The 17,954-nt window shown below is 59.4% G+C and carries 22 protein-coding genes; 19 read left to right on the forward strand and 3 right to left on the reverse strand.

Annotation, left to right across the window (positions count from 1 at the left end):
- Positions 1–20: 20 nt before the first annotated feature.
- From M8Q45_RS02965 to rpoS, 3 genes are all read left to right on the forward strand, one after another.
- Positions 21–656 carry a protein-L-isoaspartate(D-aspartate) O-methyltransferase gene (locus M8Q45_RS02965; RefSeq protein WP_175361775.1) on the forward strand — a complete coding sequence of 212 codons (636 nt, stop codon included), beginning with the start codon at positions 21–23 and terminating at the stop codon, positions 654–656.
- A gap of 226 nt (positions 657–882) precedes the next feature.
- A complete protein-coding gene (locus tag M8Q45_RS02970; protein WP_030139465.1) occupies positions 883–1,728 on the forward strand; it encodes a peptidoglycan DD-metalloendopeptidase family protein in 846 nt (281 codons plus the stop codon).
- Positions 1,729–1,834: 106 nt separating this feature from the next.
- A complete protein-coding gene (gene rpoS, locus M8Q45_RS02975; protein WP_003198289.1) occupies positions 1,835–2,842 on the forward strand; it encodes an RNA polymerase sigma factor RpoS in 1,008 nt (335 codons plus the stop codon).
- 1,059 nt (positions 2,843–3,901) lie between these two features.
- On the opposite strand, the gene fdxA is transcribed toward rpoS, so the two are convergent.
- From fdxA to M8Q45_RS02990, 3 genes are all read right to left on the reverse strand, one after another.
- On the reverse strand, positions 3,902–4,225 hold the full coding sequence (fdxA, locus tag M8Q45_RS02980) for a ferredoxin FdxA (RefSeq protein ID WP_003222178.1): 324 nt from the start codon (positions 4,223–4,225) through the stop codon (positions 3,902–3,904).
- Between the two features lie 144 nt (positions 4,226–4,369).
- Positions 4,370–6,937, reverse strand: a complete 2,568-nt coding sequence (gene mutS / locus M8Q45_RS02985; RefSeq protein ID WP_249873508.1) for a DNA mismatch repair protein MutS — start codon at positions 6,935–6,937, stop codon at positions 4,370–4,372.
- A 384-nt stretch (positions 6,938–7,321) separates the two neighbouring features.
- On the reverse strand, positions 7,322–7,681 hold the full coding sequence (locus M8Q45_RS02990) for a DUF6124 family protein (protein ID WP_249873509.1): 360 nt from the start codon (positions 7,679–7,681) through the stop codon (positions 7,322–7,324).
- Between the two features lie 559 nt (positions 7,682–8,240).
- Between M8Q45_RS02990 and M8Q45_RS02995 the strand changes: the two genes are divergently transcribed.
- The 16 genes from M8Q45_RS02995 to M8Q45_RS03070 all read left to right on the forward strand — a co-directional run bounded on the left by M8Q45_RS02995 (position 8,241) and on the right by M8Q45_RS03070 (position 17,922).
- A complete protein-coding gene (locus tag M8Q45_RS02995; protein ID WP_249877258.1) occupies positions 8,241–8,975 on the forward strand; it encodes an XRE family transcriptional regulator in 735 nt (244 codons plus the stop codon).
- Positions 8,976–9,436: 461 nt separating this feature from the next.
- Positions 9,437–9,595 (forward strand): Com family DNA-binding transcriptional regulator, encoded by a 159-nt coding sequence (locus M8Q45_RS03000; RefSeq protein WP_080942481.1) that lies wholly within the window; start codon positions 9,437–9,439, stop codon positions 9,593–9,595.
- Between the two features lie 38 nt (positions 9,596–9,633).
- Positions 9,634–10,215 carry a DUF642 domain-containing protein gene (locus M8Q45_RS03005; RefSeq protein WP_249873510.1) on the forward strand — a complete coding sequence of 194 codons (582 nt, stop codon included), beginning with the start codon at positions 9,634–9,636 and terminating at the stop codon, positions 10,213–10,215.
- Between the two features lie 64 nt (positions 10,216–10,279).
- A complete protein-coding gene (locus M8Q45_RS03010; protein WP_249873511.1) occupies positions 10,280–10,630 on the forward strand; it encodes a phage holin family protein in 351 nt (116 codons plus the stop codon).
- Positions 10,631–10,673: 43 nt separating this feature from the next.
- Positions 10,674–11,186, forward strand: a complete 513-nt coding sequence (locus M8Q45_RS03015; protein ID WP_249873512.1) for a hypothetical protein — start codon at positions 10,674–10,676, stop codon at positions 11,184–11,186.
- A 3-nt stretch (positions 11,187–11,189) separates the two neighbouring features.
- Positions 11,190–11,801, forward strand: a complete 612-nt coding sequence (locus M8Q45_RS03020) for a phage baseplate assembly protein V (protein ID WP_249873513.1) — start codon at positions 11,190–11,192, stop codon at positions 11,799–11,801.
- Between the two features lie 10 nt (positions 11,802–11,811).
- The gene (locus M8Q45_RS03025) at positions 11,812–12,144 is read left to right on the forward strand and encodes a phage baseplate protein (RefSeq protein WP_186635076.1); all 333 of its coding nucleotides are present in this window, start codon (positions 11,812–11,814) and stop codon (positions 12,142–12,144) included.
- Entirely contained in the window at positions 12,141–13,136 is a 996-nt protein-coding gene (locus tag M8Q45_RS03030) for a baseplate J/gp47 family protein (protein ID WP_249873514.1), read from the forward strand. Before M8Q45_RS03025 ends, M8Q45_RS03030 begins: the two co-directional genes overlap by 4 nt.
- Positions 13,133–13,777, forward strand: a complete 645-nt coding sequence (locus M8Q45_RS03035) for a phage tail protein I (protein ID WP_249873515.1) — start codon at positions 13,133–13,135, stop codon at positions 13,775–13,777. The genes M8Q45_RS03030 and M8Q45_RS03035 overlap by 4 nt, the downstream gene beginning before the upstream one ends.
- Entirely contained in the window at positions 13,774–14,304 is a 531-nt protein-coding gene (locus M8Q45_RS03040; protein ID WP_198796358.1) for a hypothetical protein, read from the forward strand. The genes M8Q45_RS03035 and M8Q45_RS03040 overlap by 4 nt, the downstream gene beginning before the upstream one ends.
- 25 nt (positions 14,305–14,329) lie before the next feature.
- Positions 14,330–14,950: a hypothetical protein gene (locus tag M8Q45_RS03045; RefSeq protein WP_249873516.1), complete on the forward strand. Its 621-nt coding sequence runs from the start codon at positions 14,330–14,332 to the stop codon at positions 14,948–14,950.
- Between the two features lie 9 nt (positions 14,951–14,959).
- The gene (locus M8Q45_RS03050; RefSeq protein ID WP_249873517.1) at positions 14,960–15,217 is read left to right on the forward strand and encodes a tail fiber assembly protein; all 258 of its coding nucleotides are present in this window, start codon (positions 14,960–14,962) and stop codon (positions 15,215–15,217) included.
- An 85-nt stretch (positions 15,218–15,302) separates the two neighbouring features.
- Entirely contained in the window at positions 15,303–15,530 is a 228-nt protein-coding gene (locus M8Q45_RS03055) for a hypothetical protein (RefSeq protein WP_249873518.1), read from the forward strand.
- 2 nt (positions 15,531–15,532) lie between these two features.
- On the forward strand, positions 15,533–16,699 hold the full coding sequence (locus M8Q45_RS03060; protein ID WP_030139450.1) for a phage tail sheath protein: 1,167 nt from the start codon (positions 15,533–15,535) through the stop codon (positions 16,697–16,699).
- Entirely contained in the window at positions 16,699–17,205 is a 507-nt protein-coding gene (locus M8Q45_RS03065) for a phage major tail tube protein (RefSeq protein WP_249873519.1), read from the forward strand. The genes M8Q45_RS03060 and M8Q45_RS03065 overlap by 1 nt, the downstream gene beginning before the upstream one ends.
- Before the next feature lie 150 nt (positions 17,206–17,355).
- Positions 17,356–17,922 carry a phage tail assembly protein gene (locus M8Q45_RS03070; protein ID WP_249873520.1) on the forward strand — a complete coding sequence of 189 codons (567 nt, stop codon included), beginning with the start codon at positions 17,356–17,358 and terminating at the stop codon, positions 17,920–17,922.
- Positions 17,923–17,954 lie beyond the last annotated feature (32 nt).

Raw genomic sequence — 17,954 nt, forward strand, 5'->3', positions numbered from 1 at the left:
TGCTGCGCCGAGGCATCGGCATGACCTCCCAGCGTACTCGGGAGCGATTGATCCAGCGGCTCTACGAAGAAGGCCTGTCCAACGCCCAGGTCCTGGAAGTCATCCGGCGCACCCCGCGGCATTTGTTCGTCGACGAGGCCCTGGCCCATCGTGCCTACGAAGACACCGCATTGCCGATCGGCCACAACCAGACCATTTCCCAGCCTTATATGGTCGCCCGCATGAGCGAGTTGCTGCTGGAGGCGGGGCCGCTGGACAAAGTGCTGGAGATCGGCACGGGCTCGGGCTACCAGACCGCAGTGTTGTCGCAGCTGGTCGAGCGGGTGTTTTCCGTGGAGCGGATCAAGGTGCTGCAGGATCGCGCCAAGGAACGCCTGGTGGAGTTGAACCTGCGCAACGTGGTATTTCGCTGGGGCGATGGGTGGGAGGGTTGGCCGGCCCTGGCGCCTTATAACGGCATCATCGTGACGGCCGTTGCTACTGACGTACCCCAGGCCCTTCTGGATCAGCTCGCGCCCGGCGGACGACTGGTCATTCCGGTGGGCTCGGGCGAAGTCCAGCAATTGATGTTGATCGTGCGCGAAGAACATGGCTTCTCGCGGCACGTCCTTGGAGCGGTGCGTTTCGTGCCGCTGCTCAATGGGCCGTTGGCCTGAGCATTTATAAACGGGCGCTGAATTCCACGGCCTGGGCTGTGTCTTATAGCAGCACCGATGAGTCCAGCGCCGAATGGCCAAACGGCGTTCAACAGCGTCGAGCAAACGTGTGCGGCGGTGCCTCGGGCTTCCTTTATAGAAGCACGGTATCGGCCAGCCACGGGGCAACATGTCTGCCTGGACAGGCAGTTTTCAATATCTTCAGCCACCACAAAGGGAGCGGCGGGTGAGTCTCACAGTCATTGCGCAGCGTATGGGTATCACGAGCTTTAAGCGCCTGGTGACTGGCCTTTTCTTGAGTACCTTGCTGGTCGGTTGTTCCAGTACCCCGTCGGGTAATGTCCGGGTGGTGGATCGCAACAATGCGACGCCAGAGCGTCCTACGGTAACGACCGGGCAGTATGTAGTCCGTCGCGGCGATACGTTGTTTTCCATCGCTTTTCGCTACGGCTGGGACTACAAAGCCCTCGCGGCTCGGAACAACATTCCTGCGCCGTATACGATTCACCCAGGTCAGACAATTCGCTTTGACGGTCGTAGTGGTTCAACGCCAACGGCGGTCGTCACGCAGTCGGGTTCGACCCCTTCGTCCTCGAGCAAAACCACCGTTATTCGTCGTCCGGCCACTGCTGGAACGGCGACTGTACCGTCCGTCGCGAACAAGCCGGCACCCGCTCCGATGCCCCCAGCGGGCCCCGCCCCGACTGGCTGGGGATGGCCTTCTAATGGCGTTCTCATTGGAAAATTCTCTTCAAACGGTAGTTTGAATAAAGGAATTGATATCGCCGGGGATTTGGGACAGCCTGTTTTTGCCGCGTCTGATGGCACGGTTGTGTACGCCGGGAGTGGTTTGAGGGGCTACGGCGAACTCGTGATCATCAAACACAGCGATACCTACGTCAGTGCCTACGGTCACAACCGCAGGCTGTTGGTTCGGGAGGGGCAGCAGGTCAAGGTCGGGCAGACAATTGCCGAAATGGGATCGACGGGTACAGACCGGGTGAAACTGCATTTTGAGATTCGCCGACAAGGTAAGCCTGTAGATCCGCTGCAATTCCTGCCACGTCGTTGATGTGCATGTCAGCCTGTTCCGTCACGTAGAGGGAACAGGCTCCAGCGTTGCCAAGGATAAAGGCGTCGCTCGAGCTTGAGGTCGAACTCACCAAAGGACTATAACAATGGCTCTCAGTAAAGAAGTGCCGGAGTTTGACATCGACGATGAGGTTCTCCTGATGGAGACCGGCATCGCTATGGATTCGATGTCGAATGATGAAGGGGCGACTCCACCTTCCGTTCGTGCCAAATCCAAACACTCCGCTTCACTTAAACAACATAAGTACATCGATTACACCCGGGCGCTGGACGCCACTCAGCTGTACCTCAACGAAATCGGTTTCTCGCCGCTGCTCTCCCCCGAGGAAGAAGTTCATTTTGCGCGGCTGTCGCAAAGTGGCGACCCGGCCGGTCGAAAACGCATGATTGAAAGCAACCTGCGCCTGGTGGTGAAAATCGCCCGCCGCTACGTCAATCGTGGGCTTTCGCTGCTGGACCTGATCGAAGAGGGCAACCTGGGACTGATTCGCGCGGTCGAGAAATTCGACCCCGAGCGTGGCTTCCGTTTCTCGACCTATGCGACCTGGTGGATCCGCCAGACCATCGAACGGGCGATCATGAACCAGACCCGGACGATCCGGTTGCCGATTCATGTGGTCAAGGAGCTGAACGTCTACCTGCGGGCTGCCCGTGAGCTGACCCAGAAGCTCGACCACGAACCGTCGCCAGAGGAAATCGCCAACCTGTTGGAAAAACCGGTGGGCGAGGTCAAGCGCATGCTGGGGCTGAACGAGCGAGTTTCCTCGGTGGACGTTTCGCTGGGGCCGGACTCGGATAAAACCTTGCTGGATACGCTTACCGACGACCGTCCGACTGACCCGTGCGAGTTGCTCCAGGATGATGACCTGTCCCAGAGCATCGACCAGTGGCTTTCGGAGCTGACCGACAAGCAACGGGAAGTGGTGATTCGCCGCTTTGGCTTGCGGGGGCATGAAAGCAGCACGCTTGAAGATGTCGGGCTGGAGATTGGGTTGACGCGTGAGCGGGTCAGGCAGATTCAGGTTGAAGGACTCAAGCGCCTTCGGGAGATCCTCGAGAAGAACGGCCTGTCGAGCGAGTCGTTGTTTCAATAACCCAAGGCAAGTGCAGCAGAAACGCGCCCTGACTGGCTGTGATGCTGTGCAGTTTGAAAAAACGGTGCTTCTTAGAAATGGGAAGTGCCGTTTTTTTGGGCTTGGGTTTGGGGTATATCCGTTTCAAAACGAGGTGGCCTTGTAGCCGACCTGGTGCTTGGTGAGACCGCGTTACCCTGCGTGCGGGCTTGCTCGCGAAGGCGGCGTTACCGTCGATGATGATTGAATGTGCTGGCCCCATCGCGAGCAAGCGCGCTCCCACAAGGGGCTGGGTGCGCATGAATTTTATGTCTGCTGAAGATCCAATGTGGGAGCGAGCTTGCTCGCGATAGCGGTGGCTCAGCCACATAAGTGCCGGCCTGTGCCCCGCTCTTGCTCTTGCTTTGGATCTTGATCTTGATCTGAGCGCCCCGTTAAACCACGCTGGCCGGAGTGAGGGCACACCGAGCCTAGGCGAGGTGCCGAGTGGTGGGGCAAGAGCGTTTTGGTTACTTTTGCGCTCTTCAAAAGTGACCCGCTGTAAGAGCGGAACCGCCAGTGGCCGTTACCGCAGCAACGGATATACACACCACCCCTGAACCCCCTTCGTAAAACGATACACCAACAGGTTCGAAGCTTCTGCGTTTCCAGAGGGTCGTTTCCCCAACCCAGCTCCATTTATAGGTTCAGCTTGTAAGCTTTTGCCTAGTGTTGCGTAAGCGATCGGTTTCCCAACACCGGGACAGACCGCTATAAACGCCGTGATCTTTTTGTATTTAACTGATTTATAAGGAAAATTTATAGATGAACATAGTGTGACAGAGCAACCCACCTGTATCACCCGCGTTGCACCCGCCTGGGAAAACACTAATATCAGTCCTGTGTCGACGGACAGGCACACCCGTCAGGGACGATGGGAACGGAAGGACATCGCAGGACGCGATTCATCAGGACGATGAAAAGGATTAAAGGGATTAGGGAAAAAATGTGGGCGGGTCAAACCGCCCCTTTTTTTGCCTGCGATTTGGTTCCAGGCAGCAAAAAGGCCCGCAAGGGGCCTTTTCAGCGAACGATGGCTAATCAGCGTTCGAGGTCTTTGATCTTGCCTTTGACGCCATCCCACTCTTCAGCGTCTGGCAACGATTCTTTCTTCTCGGTGATGTTGGGCCAGATTTCCGCCAGCTCAACGTTCAACTGAATGAATTCCTGCATATCTTCCGGGACTTCATCTTCAGAGAAGATCGCCACGGCAGGGCATTCCGGTTCACACAGCGCGCAGTCGATGCACTCGTCCGGGTGAATGACCAGGAAATTCGGCCCTTCGTAAAAGCAGTCCACCGGACACACTTCTACGCAGTCGGTGTACTTGCACTTGATGCAGTTGTCGGTGACGACGAAGGTCATTTCTAATTCTCTCCTCAGGCGGCTGCGGCGAAGCCCCTTCACGGTGGGGGTCGCGGGGTTTGGGAGCGATAGTCTGCAAACCCAGGCTAATAGGCAGCAGCATCCCAAACCGCGCGAGATTCTAACAGCTTGAAAGCCTGTGCGTTAGATCCGTGTCTTCAATGTATAAAGCAATTCGAGTGCACGGCGTGGTGTCAGGTCATCCAGATCGAGCTTGGCCAGTTCATCGAGCACCGGATGCGGCAGGCTGGCAAACAGGTCGCTTTGCTGCGGCGCGGCCGGTTTGCCTTTGGTCGGGCGCGGTGCTTCGTGGGGCAGGCTGGTGGTTTCCAGGCGGCTCAGGTGCTCGCGGGCACGGGTGATGACGTCGCTTGGCACACCGGCCAGCTGCGCCACCGCCAGTCCGTAGCTCTGGCTCGCCGGGCCGGGTAGGACATGGTGCAGGAAGACGATGCGTTCGTTGTGCTCGGTGGCGTTGAGGTGAACGTTGGCCACCAGCGGTTGGCTCTCCGGCAGCACCGTCAATTCGAAGTAGTGCGTGGCGAACAGCGTGTACGCCCGCAACTGGGCGAGACGTTCTGCCGCAGCCCAGGCCAGGGACAAGCCGTCGAAGGTGCTGGTGCCGCGGCCGACTTCGTCCATCAGCACCAGGCTGCGCTCGGTGGCGTTGTGCAGGATGTTCGCGGTTTCGCTCATTTCCACCATGAACGTCGAACGTCCACCGGCCAAGTCATCGCTGGAGCCGATCCGGGTGAAGATGCGGTCCACCAAGGACAATTCGCAGCTGGACGCCGGCACAAAGCTGCCAATGTGAGCCAGCAGCACGATTAACGCGGTCTGGCGCATGTAGGTGGATTTACCGCCCATGTTCGGACCGGTGATCACCAGCATGCGCGTATTGTCGTCCAGGCTCAGGTCGTTGGCCACGAACGGCGTGGTCAGGACTTGCTCGACCACCGGGTGACGACCCTGGCTGATGCGCATGCACGGCTCGCTGACGAAACGTGGGCAGTTGAGGTCCAGGTTCAGCGCGCGCTCGGCCAGGTTGCTCAGCACGTCCAGTTCCGCCAGGGCAGCGGCGGTGTCCTGCAACGGTGGGAGCTGGCTGATCAGGTCCTCGAGCAGCGCTTCGTAGAGCATTTTTTCCCGGGCCAGGGCGCGGCTCTTGGCCGACAGCGCCTTGTCTTCGAACGCCTTGAGCTCCGGCGTGATGAAACGCTCCGCACCCTTGAGGGTCTGGCGGCGGATGTAGTCGGCTGGGGCCTGTTCGGCCTGCTTGCTCGGCAGTTCGATGAAGTAACCGTGGATGCGGTTGTAGCCGACCTTGAGGTTGGCCAGGCCGGTGCGGGCTTTTTCCCGGGCTTCGAGGTCGATCAGGAACTGGCCGGCGTTCTCGCTCAGCGATTGCAACTCGTCGAGTTCTGCGTCGTAGCCGGTTTTCAGCACGCCACCGTCACGGATCACCGCTGGCGGGTTGTCGATAATGGCTTTTTCCAGCAGCGCGGCCAGCTCCGGGTAGGTGCTGGTGATGCGCGCCAGTTGTTGCAGGTGCGGCGCTTCGAGGTCGGTCATCGCCACTTGCAATTCAGGCAGCGCGCCGAGGGCATCGCGCAGGCGCGCCAGGTCGCGGGGACGGGCGTTGCGCAAGCCGATGCGGGCGAGGATCCGCTCGATGTCGCCGATTTCCTTGAGTTGCGGTTGCAACTGCTCGAAGCGATAACGGTCCAGCAGGCAGGTAATGGAGGACTGGCGCGCTGTCAGTACCGTCAGGTCCCGCAGCGGACGGTTCAACCAGCGGGTCAGCAGGCGGCTGCCCATGGCGGTCTGGCAGCGATCGACCACCGATTGCAAGGTGTTGTCGCGCCCACCGGCCAGGTTGGTGTCCAGCTCCAGGTTGCGTCGGCTCGCGCCGTCCAGCACCACCGTGTCATCCAGGCGTTCATGGCGCAGGCTGCGCAAGTGGGGCAGGGCGGTGCGCTGGGTTTCCTTGGCGTAGGCCAGCAGGCAACCGGCCGCGCCAATGGCCAGGGTCAAATTCTCGCAACCGAAGCCCTTCAGGTCCTGGGTGGAAAACTGCTGGCAGAGACTTTTCAGCGCCGAGTCGCGCTCGAAATCCCACGGCGCCCGACGACGCACGCCACGGCGTTTTTCCGCCGGCAGGTCTTTGGGCCAGTCATCGGGAATCAACAGCTCCACCGGGTTGACCCGCTCCAGCTCCGCCAGCAGGTTTTCCCAGCCCTTGATTTCCAGCACCGAGAAATTGCCACTGGTGATGTCCAGCACCGCCAGGCCGAACAGGCGCTCGTCACCGAGGACTGCGGCAATGAGGTTGTCGCGGCGTTCATCGAGCAAGGCTTCGTCACTGACGGTACCCGGGGTGATGATCCGCACGACTTGGCGTTCCACCGGCCCTTTGCTGGTGGCCGGGTCGCCGACTTGCTCGCAGATCACCACGGACTCGCCGAGCTTGACCAACTTCGCCAGGTAACCTTCCGCCGCGTGGTAAGGAATCCCACACATCGGAATCGCCATGCCCGCCGACTGCCCACGCGCCGTCAGGGTGATGTCCAGCAGCTTGGCGGCCTTCTTCGCGTCCTCGTAGAAGATCTCGTAGAAGTCGCCCATGCGGTAGAACATCAGCTGATCGGGGTGCTGGTTCTTCAGGCGCCAGTATTGCTGCATCATCGGCGTGTGGGAGGACAGGTCGTTCACGGCTGTATTCATGGGTGTCAGGCAAAGCTCGTTGAAGGGTGTAGGCAAAAGGAGGGACGTTGGCCCGGCTTTTCCGCGATGGGCGCAAGGTTAACATGGGCGGTCTGGTGCTACCCATATGTGAGTGGTTTTCAGGACTGTGTGCTTATCCGTTTTTCGGTAACGGCTACTTAGGGTGCCGCCCTGACGGCGGGTCACTTTTGAAGAGCCCGCAAGCCGGCCCGTCTCTCCGGCTGTACCCGATCCAATTGTGGGAGCGAGCTTGCTCGCGATGACGGCTGCCAATACAACTTAGTTGTAACTGGACTACCGCCATCGCGAGCAAGCTCGCTCCCACAGTGGTTGCTCGGGCTGATCTCAGGTCTCGGCTTGCACCATGAACGCCTACCTCACCTCAACCACATCCAACGCCCGATTCGCCAGCAACTGGCTCAGCTCGATCATCTGCTGAACCCCCAGCGCTATGTTCCGTCGCGAGCCCTTCAGGTCGAATGCCAGGTCGCTGACCATGGCATTGGCCGAGGCCAGGGTTTCGCTGAGGTTGGCGAGCAGGCATTCGGCGTCGATGTTGGGGGGGGCGATGATGAAGAGGGTATCGGGTGTGTCGCAGGTTTCTTTGTCGGTTTTCGGCTTGAGGTAGTAGTCCAGGGCGCGGGTGGCCGCGTCGTCGAGTTTCTTGGCGTTGGCCGATTGGGTGCGGGATGTATGTTCTTTTTTAGGGGGATTCGGAGTTGGCTTAGTCATAGTCTTGGATCCTTGAGTTGGAGCCACTACCAATCCGCTACTAAACGAGATGGGCGGCAGCTGTACGCAGGTTAGTAGACCGGGGATCCAAGAAACCGGCGCGCCCGAGGGCGCCCTGCGCGCAGCTGCCATTGAGCATCGGTGAGAACTACCTTGCTGAATGAAGCTATGTGCGTCTCTTGGAATGCCGGGCTACTAAACCCGATCACTGATGGGCAGTGACAGGATCAAAAGTACCGATGGGATCCAAGGCGCACAAGCCGGCGGATTCTGGCGTAGTTGTAGGCAGAGGCGCAAGTTGACGTAGCCTGGTGTTGCGCAGTTGAAGGACGTCTTTGAAGCCTTTTCTTAGGGACGTGTAGGACAAATCCCGGGTGTGGGAGTTTGGCTTTGTAGGAGCTGGCGAAGCCTGCGATCTTTTGATCTTTTGATCTTTCGCTTGAGATTCAAGTGTCTGGGGAGAGATCGCAGCCTCGTTGCACTCGACAGCTCCTACACATTGCATATTTATGCAAAACGGCATTTGTCTTCCGCGAAAAGAACAAGCATTATGCGCGTTATGCAAAAACGCAACGTTTCTACCGTATTAAGAGCATTGCTCGATCAGCACGGGATCTCCCCCACGGAGCTTCACCGGCGTACCGGCGTGCCTCAGTCCACGCTCTCGCGGATCCTCAGCGGCAAGATCGTCGATCCTTCGGATAAACACATCTCGAAGATCGCCGACTATTTTGCCGTGAGCACCGACCAGTTGCGCGGGCGCGCCGATGTTGCGTCCGCTGGCAGCAGCCGCCGCGACGAGCCGCATTCCGAACTCAAGGACATAAGCCTGTGGGACGACGAAACACCCGTCGAAGAAGACGAGGTGTCGGTCCCTTTTCTGCGCGAGGTTGAATTGGCTGCTGGATCAGGAAGATTCGTCATCGAGGAAAGCGAGCGCTCCAGCCTGCGGTTCGGCAAGCGCAGCCTGCGCCACAACGGCGTGCAGTTCGACCAGGCCAAGTGCGTGACGGTGCGCGGCAACAGCATGTTGCCAGTGCTGCGCGACGGCGCCACGGTCGGGGTGAATGCGGGCAAATGCGGGATCGGCGACATCGTCGACGGTGACCTCTACGCCATCAACCACAACGGCCAACTGCGGGTGAAGCAGCTTTATCGCCTGCCCACCGGCATCCGCCTGCGCAGCTTCAACCGCGATGAACATCCGGACGAGGACTACACCTTCCAGGAAATGCAGGACGAGCAGATCGTCATCCTCGGTCACGTCTTCTGGTGGGGCATGTACGCCCGCTAACCCTTCCGCTGTCAGATAAAACCCGCCGCCGTGCGGGTTTTTTTTCGCCTCCCTGAAACCCCTCAACCCCCGTACTTACAAGGGCTTCATGCATTTGCGCATTCCGTATGCATAAATAAATGCATTTGCGCATTGACTGTATATGCATCCATGCATATTCTGTGTCCAAGCCGCTCGACAAAGTGGCTGGCAACAAAGCTCTTTAGTTCCACCAACAGGCAGCGATGAACCGGCCTTAACGGTTCAGAGGGTTGGCAACTGGCCCGGGTGTGCAGCGTAAAGCACCAGAAGCAGTTATCCGGCGGGCAGGGACCGCGGCCGGAGGAACAATTTGAATGGATCCGTACCGCGCCAGTCGCGCCGAAAGATCAAGCGCATTACTGAAAAGCCTGGGCGACCGGGCTTTTTGGAATGCCTGTGCCGCGAGGTACTTCAAACCGCCGCCAATGGGAGGGCTTTCGATGCTGAAGGATTTCAGATGCGGTCACTGCAAAAAACTGCTGGCCCGCATGGGCGAGCACACCGAACTCCAGATCAAGTGTTCCCGGTGCGGGACGTTGAATCATGTGAAGGCCGTTGAGCCTCGAGTGAACGCCAGCGAGCGAGATGAGCGCTGTTGATCAACCGCGCGATCAATCGATAACTCAAGAGGTGAATCATGAATCGTTTCAAGAAATATATCGCCCCGCTGTTGCTGTCCATTGCGCTGCTCGGTGTCGGGAGCAACGCCAGCGCCGCCAACCTTCTGGTCAACGGTAGCTTCGAACAGCCGGGCTGCAGCGCAAGTTGCATATTGAATACGCCGGCGAAAGCCAACTTCATTACGGGTTGGACGACGTTTCTGTCTGGAGCCGAGTACTTCAATATGCCGGCCTCGATCGGCGGTTCTGTGGCGGCGGATGGCGTCGTAATTGTCGACTTGGCTAACTATGTCTATAGCAACGGCGGTGGCATTCAGCAGAACTTCGCCACCGCAGTCGGCGCCAAGTACCGTTTGACCTTCAGCGCGGGTAATTCGCGCTACGCCAGCCGCTCCGGCGACGGCACCATCCAGGTCAAGGTGGCGGGGCAGAGTGTCACCTTCAATACGCCATCGGCGAAAGGTACCGCCGTGGAGTGGAGCACCATCACGTATGACTTCACGGCCACTTCGGCTCAAACGACTTTGGCCTTCTCCAACGAACAGAATCCTTACGTCAACTTCGCTTTCATCGACAACGTCATCGTTGAGCGACTGTAGAGCGTCGCCTGTCTTCAACGACCCCCGCCCCAAACGCTCATCACTCACCCCCAGGAAGCCTGACATGACAAACGAGCAACAAGCGTTGCTGGACATGCCGATCTGGCTGGTCATCGCGCTCGCCCTGGTGGGTGGGGTGACTGGCGAGATGTGGCGTGCCGACAAGGAGGGCGCCCGTGGCTGGTCGCTGTTGCGGCGCCTGGCGCTGCGTTCCGGTGCCTGCATGGTCTGCGGTGTCTCGGCGATCATGCTCTTGTACGCCATGGGCCTGTCGATCTGGGCTGCGGGTGCCTTCGGATGCCTGACGGCGATGGCCGGCGCGGATGTAGCCATCGGGCTTTACGAACGCTGGGCCGCCAAGCGGATGGGCGTGAGTGAGCTACCGCCGCACGATTCCCGTTCCGACCCGCATTGATCCCTTGCATGACCTTCGTGCCGCCATAAACAAGGAGGCCTTGATGCCTGCCGTCCTCGAAAAACCGTCGCAGCTGTTCTCGGCCATTGCCCAGACGCTGCGCGCCATTTATCCCACCTTGAAAGTCGGCAGTCCCCAGGATTTCGATGGCACCGACGATCAACCCTGGGTGCTGATTGCCATTGAGCGCGATGCCCCAGGCCACCGCGCCAACGACGGGCGTATTGCCCATGTCCTGACGGTTTCCCTGCAAGTGGTCATGGCGGTGCCGGGATGGGAGGCCTGCGACTTGGCCTCGGAACTCAAGCACCTGGTCATGGACAACCGCTGGGGGCTGTCCAGCGATCAATGCGATCTGCCGACGGAGCTCGATGGCCTGCCGTCCACGTTCATCCACCCGGCGCGGCAATACACCGCCTGGACCCTTTCATTCAGCCAGACCCTGTACCTCGGCCCGACGCTGTTGGATGACCCGCTCGGTATTCCGAAGTTTGCCCGCACCTGGGAAGTCTCGAACATCGACGACCCGGACCAATACACCGCACTCGAGGGCTGAGCCATGTTTGATGCACTGTTACGGATGCATCTGGGGCCGATCATCGAGCGTCTGGCGCAGATGGAAACCGAGTTGGAAGACTTGCATCGACGTGCGGAGAGTTTCTGCCGCATCGGCGTTTGCCAGGAAGTCGACGCGGCCAGCAACACCTGCAAAGTCAGCCATGGTGGACTGCTGACCCCAGCGATCCGCTTCTTCAACCCGAGCGCCGGCGCCCAGAGCGAGTCGCGGATTCCGTCCGTGGGCGAGCAGTGCCTGTTGCTGAACCATGGCGGCGGCGACGGCGGTGGCCAAGCGGTCGCGTTGTTCGGCCTTAACGGCGGTCAGTTTCCACCCGTCTCGACCCAGGCTTCGCTGACGCGTCGCCTCTATCAGGACGGCACGGAAAACGGCTACGACCACGCCAGCCATGTCCTGCATTGGATGAACGGCCCGGCGGCGTTCAGCGGTTCCCGCGAGTCCCTGCAGCTCAGCATCGGCCCATCGAGCCTGGTGATGACGCCGCAAACCATCGAACTAAAACTGGGCGCCGTCGGCGTTCGGCTCGACACCGCGGGTGTGCACTTGAGCGGCCCGGTGGTGGATCACCAGGGGCGCGTCATCAGTACCGCATAAAGGATTTCCCATGATTGGAATCGATCGCAACACCGGCGCGACGGTCGACGACTGGCTGCAATTTGTGCAGCGCGCCACCCGCGCACTGACCACGCCGTTAGGCACTCGCCAGAAGCGTCCTTTGTATGGCTGCGCATTGACCGAGTTGCTCGGACAGAACCTCGGCGACGACCTGCTGATCCTCGCCCAAAGCCACGCGGCCCAAGCGTTCTACAACCCCCACAACGGCATCGATGATTTCGAGCCCCAGGTCATCGTTGCCAGCCGGCACGGTGCGGGATTGCTGCTGCGTTTCGCCGGCACCTGGAAAAACCGCAAACAGACGTTCGAGGTGGTGACATGAGCATGCTGATACCTGGCCAGAACCAACTGGCCGAACCGGCCATCGTCACCGTCGAGGCGTTCGAGGACCTGCTCGCGGAGTTCAAGACTTTCGTGGTGGAGTACGTCGGCGCACGCTCTCCCGCCAGCGCCGCCAAGCTGGTGGACAGCCTCGAAAACGAAAGCGAGTTGCTGACCCTGGCCCTCGAGGCGTTCTGTGTCCGATTGCAGGCCCACGAACGTAAATACAACGCCCGCATCAAGCAGATGTTGGCGTGGTGGGCCACCGGCACCAACCTCGACGCTCGCCTCGCGGACATGGGCCTTGAACGCCAATTGCTCGACCCGGGCGACCCGGCCGCGTTCCCGCCCATCGCCCCGGTCTACGAGAGCGACGACGATGCGCGGTTGCGCTACTACCTGGCGCCCCATGCGCCGGCGGCGGGCTCGCGCATGCAATATCGGCGGGAGATTTTTACCCTGGGGCAACGTCCCGTGGTGAAAGTCGAGAACGCCTCGGCGGGTGTGGTGACGGTCACGTACACCTTCGACCCGGACAGCTACGCGGCGCAGATCAAGGATGGCAACGGACGCCGCACCGCGCCTGGCGAAGTCACGGTCACGGTGCTGTCCCGCGACGGCGATGGCACGCCGTCCGAAACGTTGCTCGACGGCGTCCGCGAGCATTTCGCCCGGCCGGATGTACGGCCGGAAACCGACCGGGTCATCGTCCAACCTGCGCAAATCAAGCACTACAAGATCCGCGTCGTGGCGAAGATCAATCCCGGGCCGGACTCAGGCCTGACCCAGGTTGCCGCCCAGCAGCAACTGCAGGAATACGCCGAGGCCTGCCATCGCCTGGAAGGTCGCGTGGACCCGAGCTGGATCGACTACACGCTGCACAGCGCCGGCGCGGTTCAGCTGCAGATTCTCGAACCGCTTGCGCCGATTGTGACGAGCGCTTCCCAGGCCCCGTACTGCACGGGCGTCGAGGTTGAGGTGGACACGTTATGAGTGACGACACACCTCGCCCGGGCCTGCTGCCGGTCAACAGCTCACCGCTGGAGCGGGCGCTGGATCTTGGGTTTGCCCAATTGCTTGAGCGCATCGATCCGCCGTTTCCGGAGTTGATGAATCCGCAGGAAACGCCTTTGGCGTTCCTGCCGTATCTGGCGGCGGATAGAGGAGTCGGTGAATGGGACGCGGAGGCCAATGAACCGGAAAAACGCTTGACCGTTTCGTTGTCCTGGCAGATCCAACGGCAGGCCGGTACGCGTCAGGCGCTGAATCATGCCGTCGAGTCTATGGGTTTCACACCTCAGGTCACTGCCTGGTATGAGCAACAGCCTCTTGCTCATCCCTACACCTTTGATGTGCAAGCGGTCATCGGCCGCAGTTGGTCGAGCGGCGATCACAATCGCTTGATACGGCGAATCGATGCCGCCAAGAGCGAACGCGACCAGGCCACCATCACCTTCGTACATCACACGAAGGGCAGTTTGATGGTGGCGGCAGCCGGAGACGCGGCCATTAGCGAAGGGGAACTGTTCCTAGACGGAGCGTTGCCATCCATTGACCTAGATATACGGCTTATCAGCACCGGCTTTTTCCAACCCTACACCATTAACGATTACGACCTCAGGGCGCAGCCATGACAGAAGACATTACGCGCTTGGTTCGCTTCACTTCCGCCGGCCTGGCCGAAGTGTTACAGGCGAAAAACCAAGGCTTGAAAGGTGAGATCACTCACATCGGGGCCGGCACCGCCCGCTACGATCCCAATGGATCGGAAACGGCGCTTCGCAATGAACGACAGCGTGTGCCAATCGTGGATTATGAAGACTTGGATCCAGGGCAACTGCGGATGGCTGCTCTGTTTGAAGGGCCGGATGAATATGAAATTGGCGAGTTCGGTTTCTATCTTTCCACGGGTACGTTGTTGGCAGTGTATTCGGTGGCTGGAAAGCTGCTGACCTACAAGGCTGCCGCCGCCCGAGTTTTGCAAAAGTTCACGCTGGATATTTCACCGTTGCCGGCGCAAAGCGTCACGGTGGTGGTCGGGTCCGACAACCTGAACATTCTATTAAGTGAAGAAATTGCCACATTGGCTACCGCCAATATCGACAACATGGCGCGGCACGTTGGTCTGATGTTTCGGGTGATGGCGCTCGAAGCTAAATAATCAAAAAGACAAAAGGAATCTGAATGTGAGTCTGGAAACCACTATCGCGTCGCTGGTATCGGCGGCCAACAACTTGACCACAGTGGTCAATGGAAAAATAGGCAGTATCAATACGACCATGGCCACAGCATTGACGCAATTCAATGAGTGGCGAAGCCAGAAGGATGTAGAAGGGGATCCCAGTGCACTCGGTACGATTCGTCGCAACCTGCTGCAAGGGCATGTCTATGGGACGGGTGGTGTCTATGGCGCTACGGCTCAAGGTGATTTCGTATCGACGAACCTGGGCGCCAGCGCGAACGTCTATATGCATTTCAAGGTGCCGCTTAACATCAATACCCATTCGGAGATGTTCTGGTTCAACATCAAGGGCTATAGCTACGGCACAGCCAAAATAATTGACGAAACGTTGGTTGGGTATTGCTATCAGCCCACTCGGGTTTTGCAGAACGTTTCGACTTTCGGGAATATGACGCCTGCTGTTTATGTGGATTCAAACGGCAATATCGTAATGCGGATCCTGATTCCAAATATTTATTACACCACCGTGCGTATCGACACCATGCGCGTGGGCAATGGTCGGTTATTCAGCCTTGGGGATCTGGTCACCAAGTTGTCACTGGCCGATACCGTCGCTTTTAGCTAAGGAACGAATATGTTTGATTTGTCCAACAATGACACGCCTGAAATTCCGCTTGCCGTACCGTCGCGTGAGATCGAATGGGCCGCCATTCGTACGCGCCGAAACCAACTTCTTCGAGACACGGATTTCACCCAACTACCTGACTTCCCTGCGACAGAAGCTCTGCGTACGGAGATCAAGGCTTACCGCCAAGCCTTGCGTGATATTCCCGAAACGGATGCGGAGCCGTCCAGGCTGCTCTGGCCTGTGCTGCCAGATTTCGTCAAGTAAACCACGACCTCGAGAGCGGTTTTTTTTCGCCTGTACGAAGCCCCGTTATGGGGCTTTTGTGTTTTTGCATCTGGAGAGACCGTAGATGCCCATTCGTAAGCAATACACCGTGCTGCTGCCATTTCCTACCGGCGGCGGCCATTGGTCGAGCGCTGGCCAGACATTGGATTTGTTGGATGTTGAGGCCAGCGCTTTGCGCAGTGCCGGTCGCCTGGAGCTGACAAGCGTCCTGAATACGCGAAAGCAGACTGTTGACCCGCAACCTACCCCAATCACCCCGGCCAAAAAGGCCACCACCAAAAAGGCTGAATAACCATGGCTGAGGTTTTGAACTTCGAGCACAACGGCATCACCGTCAATGCCACTGAATCCCCGGAGGCCATGGGTGGCCTGGGGGACAACGTCATCGGGTTGGTCGGCACCGCGCCAAATGCCAACCCGCTGATTCCGAAAAACACCCCGTTCCGCATCAACAGCTTCACCACCCAGGCCCAGTTGGACCCGACCGGTGCCGAGGCGGGGACGTTGTTCCACGCGGTCTACCAGATCCTCAAAGTGGTCAAGGTGCCGGTCTACGTGGTCATCGTCGAAGAAGGCGCGACTCTGGCCGACACGCAGAACAATGTGATCGGCGGCATCGAGGCACAGACCGGGCGCAAGTTGGGCCTGGCGGCGTTGAGCGGCGTGGCCGAAGACCTGACCATCATCGGCGCGCCGGGCTTCACCGGCACCAAGGCCGTGGCTGGCGAGTTCGCTTCGTTCGGCAAGCGCATCAAGGCGCGTGTGGTGCTGGATGGCAAGGATGCCTCGGTCGCTGATCAAGTGACCTACAGCCAGGAACTGGGCGGCGCCGACCTCGGTTTCGACCGTTGTCTGGTGGTGCACAACATGCCGGCGGTGTATTCCAAGGCCGCGAAGAAAAACGTCTTCCTGGCCCCGTCGAGCCTGGCGATTGCCGCGCTCGCCAAGGTCAAGCAGTGGGAGAGCCCGGGTAATCAGGTGACCTACGCCGAGGACGTTTCGCGCACCGTCGAATACAACATTCTCGACACCTCCACCGAGGGCGATCTGCTCAACCGCTACGGCGTCAGCTACTACGCCCGCACCATCCTCGGCGGCTTCTCGCTGCTGGGCAACCGCTCCATCACCGGCAAGTTCATCAGTTACGTCGGCCTGGAAGATGCCATCAGCCGCAAGCTGGTGAAGGCCGGCCAGAAAGCCATGGCCAAGAACCTGACCAAGTCGTTCATGGACCAGGAGGTCAAGCGCATCAACGACTGGCTGCAAACCCTGGTCGCCGACGAAACCATCCCTGGCGGCAGCGTGTACCTGCACCCGGAACTGAACAGCGTCGAGAAATACAAGAACGGCACCTGGTACGTGGTCATCGACTACGGTCGCTACGCGCCGAACGAACACATGATTTATCAACTCAATGCCCGCGATGAAATCATCGAGCAGTTCCTGGAGGACGTTCTCTAATGTTTACCAACCGCGTAAGACAGGCCATCGCGGCCACCCTGCAAGGCCTGCCGCTGTCGGCGACCGTGGAAGAGTTCACCCCGCCGAAGATCGAATTCGAAATGGAAGAGATGCGTGGCGGCCGCTTCATCGGCGAGGAAATGGCCAAGGGCGGCAAGGTGCTGACGGCCAAGCTGGTGCTGCAAGGCGTCGGGCCGGAAATTATGTTGGCATTGGGCGTGAGCGTCGGCGACGACATTCTGCTGAACATGCGTGAAGCCGGCCAGGATCAGGACGGCAACACCTGGTTCACCTACCACACGGTGGGCGGCAAGTTGAAATCCCTCGACGAAGCCGCGTTGAAGATGAACGAGAAGCCCACCACGACCCTCGAGCTGTCCTGCCGCACCTACAACCGCCTGGAAAACGGCGTGCCGGTGATCGACATCGACGTGCGCACCCAGAAGTTCGTGCTCAACGGCGTCGACATTCTTGGCGATGCCCGCCGTGCGGTGTTGTTGCCTTAAGCCTTTGCCAGCCGGCAGATGCAGTCCCTGTGGGAGCGAGCTTGCTCGCGATAGCGGAGTGTCAGACACCTCGATGCTGAACGCACCGCCGTCATCGCGAGCAAGCTCGCTCCCACAGGTTGTCCTCTGATTCACCAAGGAATTGATTTCATGTCCTGGACGCCTCCAACACATGAGCTGTTGTCGCCGATCACCGGCGACGACGGCTCGCAGATCGAGCGGTTGCCACTCAAGCCGCTGTACTACGCCGCGCAAAAAGACGCCCTGGCCCGCGCTGGCGATGACGAAGACGACCAGTTCTTCGAGTTGGCCAAACTGGCCACCGGCCTGTCGGCCAAGGAGCTGGACCAGCTCAAGCGCCCGGACTACGTCAGCGTTGCGCAATACGTGCACGAAATGTCCACGCGCCCGGCGTCGTACTTTCTGGATGACCCACAGGCCGATCCCGACCAGGTGCCGCTGCTGCAACCCCTCGACGTCGCGGGTCGCAGCCTGACCTCGTTGACCCTGGAAATGCCGGTGCTGCGTGCCACCAAGGCGATGAAGAAACTGAACACGGCCAAGGAACGCGCCGAGTTCATCACCGCCCATTGCACGGGCCTGATGCTGCCCGACCTGGCCTCGCTGACCGTGCCTGACTGGACGCAACTGCAGGTACGCATCGACGATTTTTTAAACAAACCGGCGGACTTCTTTCGCAGCGCGACATCGAAGTGATCCTCGATGTGGTGCCGCTCATTTACTCGGTA

It is taken from the genome of Pseudomonas sp. T1.Ur (assembly GCF_023516725.1).
In the GTDB taxonomy this organism is placed as follows: domain Bacteria; phylum Pseudomonadota; class Gammaproteobacteria; order Pseudomonadales; family Pseudomonadaceae; genus Aquipseudomonas; species Aquipseudomonas alvandae.

Coding starts and splice junctions, on each gene's coding strand:
- M8Q45_RS02965 (WP_175361775.1), top strand. CDS start 21: ATGACCTCCCAGCGTACTCGGGAGCGATTGATCCAGCGGCTCTACGAA.
- rpoS (WP_003198289.1), top strand. CDS start 1,835: ATGGCTCTCAGTAAAGAAGTGCCGGAGTTTGACATCGACGATGAGGTT.
- fdxA (WP_003222178.1), bottom strand. CDS start 4,225: ATGACCTTCGTCGTCACCGACAACTGCATCAAGTGCAAGTACACCGAC.
- M8Q45_RS02990 (WP_249873509.1), bottom strand. CDS start 7,681: ATGACTAAGCCAACTCCGAATCCCCCTAAAAAAGAACATACATCCCGC.
- M8Q45_RS02995 (WP_249877258.1), top strand. CDS start 8,241: ATGCAAAAACGCAACGTTTCTACCGTATTAAGAGCATTGCTCGATCAG.
- M8Q45_RS03000 (WP_080942481.1), top strand. CDS start 9,437: ATGCTGAAGGATTTCAGATGCGGTCACTGCAAAAAACTGCTGGCCCGC.
- M8Q45_RS03005 (WP_249873510.1), top strand. CDS start 9,634: ATGAATCGTTTCAAGAAATATATCGCCCCGCTGTTGCTGTCCATTGCG.
- M8Q45_RS03010 (WP_249873511.1), top strand. CDS start 10,280: ATGACAAACGAGCAACAAGCGTTGCTGGACATGCCGATCTGGCTGGTC.
- M8Q45_RS03015 (WP_249873512.1), top strand. CDS start 10,674: ATGCCTGCCGTCCTCGAAAAACCGTCGCAGCTGTTCTCGGCCATTGCC.
- M8Q45_RS03020 (WP_249873513.1), top strand. CDS start 11,190: ATGTTTGATGCACTGTTACGGATGCATCTGGGGCCGATCATCGAGCGT.
- M8Q45_RS03025 (WP_186635076.1), top strand. CDS start 11,812: ATGATTGGAATCGATCGCAACACCGGCGCGACGGTCGACGACTGGCTG.
- M8Q45_RS03030 (WP_249873514.1), top strand. CDS start 12,141: ATGAGCATGCTGATACCTGGCCAGAACCAACTGGCCGAACCGGCCATC.
- M8Q45_RS03035 (WP_249873515.1), top strand. CDS start 13,133: ATGAGTGACGACACACCTCGCCCGGGCCTGCTGCCGGTCAACAGCTCA.
- M8Q45_RS03040 (WP_198796358.1), top strand. CDS start 13,774: ATGACAGAAGACATTACGCGCTTGGTTCGCTTCACTTCCGCCGGCCTG.
- M8Q45_RS03050 (WP_249873517.1), top strand. CDS start 14,960: ATGTTTGATTTGTCCAACAATGACACGCCTGAAATTCCGCTTGCCGTA.
- M8Q45_RS03055 (WP_249873518.1), top strand. CDS start 15,303: ATGCCCATTCGTAAGCAATACACCGTGCTGCTGCCATTTCCTACCGGC.
- M8Q45_RS03060 (WP_030139450.1), top strand. CDS start 15,533: ATGGCTGAGGTTTTGAACTTCGAGCACAACGGCATCACCGTCAATGCC.
- M8Q45_RS03065 (WP_249873519.1), top strand. CDS start 16,699: ATGTTTACCAACCGCGTAAGACAGGCCATCGCGGCCACCCTGCAAGGC.
- M8Q45_RS03070 (WP_249873520.1), top strand. CDS start 17,356: ATGTCCTGGACGCCTCCAACACATGAGCTGTTGTCGCCGATCACCGGC.